The sequence below is a fragment of the Pseudorhodobacter sp. E13 genome (genome assembly GCF_003991405.1).
Lineage (GTDB): Bacteria > Pseudomonadota > Alphaproteobacteria > Rhodobacterales > Rhodobacteraceae > Pseudorhodobacter.
This window is the reverse complement of the sequence record NZ_RPEN01000099.1, coordinates 1-1,332: the sequence shown is the minus strand read 5'-3', so window position 1 is coordinate 1,332 and position 1,332 is coordinate 1. Positions and strand designations below refer to the sequence as shown.

1 protein-coding gene and 1 other annotated feature are annotated in these 1,332 nt (G+C 57.3%); the gene reads right to left on the bottom strand.

The annotated features are described in order from the left end of the window. Window positions 1–42: 42 nt before the first annotated feature. A protein-coding gene (locus EGN72_RS00270; protein ID WP_127044680.1) for an IS3 family transposase occupies window positions 43–1,277 on the bottom strand; the annotation gives its coding sequence in 2 pieces (ribosomal slippage) (window positions 43–983 and window positions 983–1,277; 1,236 coding nt in all). Further along, window positions 874–990 (bottom strand) — a sequence feature (AL1L pseudoknot). Its footprint overlaps the gene before it by 117 nt. Window positions 1,278–1,332: the final 55 nt, after the last annotated feature.

Here is a 1,332-nt window from a genome sequence, read left to right as displayed (position 1 = left end):
GACTGAACCGCCCCAGCTTTGCTGGAGACCAATTAGTCCGTTTCACGCGACCATATCGAGTGTATTCAAGTTTGCATAGAAGGCCTCCTCTGCTTCGGCCGGTGGGATGTTTCCGATGGGCTCAAGCAGTCGGCGGTTGTTAAACCAGTCGACCCATTTTAGGGTTTCCAGCTCGACCTGCTCCATTGTTTTCCATGAACTGCGCCGCCGGATGACCTCGGTTTTGTAAAGGCCGTTGATGGTCTCGGCCAAAGCGTTGTCATAGGCGTCGCCGACGCTGCCAACGGATGGTTCGATGCCCGCTTTTCCTAAACGCTCGGTATATCGGATTGAGACGTATTGGCTTCCCCTGTCGCTGTGGTGGATCAGTCCGCCCTGATGAGCCGGACGGCGGGCATAAAGTGCCTGCTCAAGTGCATCGAGAACGAAGTCGGTCTTGGCAGACCGCGACGCCTTCCAGCCGACGATGCGGTTGGCGAAGGTGTCGATCACGAATGCGACATAAACAAACCCCTGCCATGTTGAGACGTAAGTGAAGTCGCTGACCCACAACATATTTGGCGCTGGCGCCCGGAATTTGCGGTTCACCTTGTCGCGTGGACATGGCATGGAAGTATCCGGGATCGTTGTTTTCACGGCCTTTCCGCGAACAATTCCTCGCAATCCCATGCCAGCCATGAGGCGTGCTACGGTGCAGCGCGCCGCAGCCTCACCTTCACGGCACAACTGCCGCCAGGTTTTGCGAACCCCGTAGACCTGCCAGTTATCGTTCCAAACTTTCTTGATCTTGGGCCGCAAGACCGCGTCTCGCTGCTGACGCGCCGAGGCCTTGCTCGGATCGGCCCGCACCGCGAGCCGCGCATAATAGCCGGATGGGGCAATCTGCAGGGTTCTGCAAATTGACTCGACCCCATGAATTGCCCGGTGATCGTCGACAAACGCGATCATGGTTTGAATGGGCGGTCGAGTTCCGCCTGCGCAAAATAAGCTGACGCCTTGCGCAATATCTCGTTGGCTTGGCGAAGTTGCTTCACCTCACGTTCCAGATCCTTGATCCGCTCACGCTCGGCGCTGGTGACCCCTTCGCGCATCCCGCTGTCCTTTTCCGCCTGCCGAACCCAGACCCTCAATGTCTCTGGGATGCAGCCAATCTTGGGGGCAATCGCAGCTACCGCAGCGGATTGCGTTTCATAGGAGCCTTGATGCTCCAGCACCATGCGGACGGCACGCGCCCGCATCTCTGGTGAATAACGATTTGATGTCTTACTCTTTTCCATAGCCCTCATCCTTAGTCAGGTTGAAGGTCTCCGGCAAACAAGGGGCGGTTCAGAC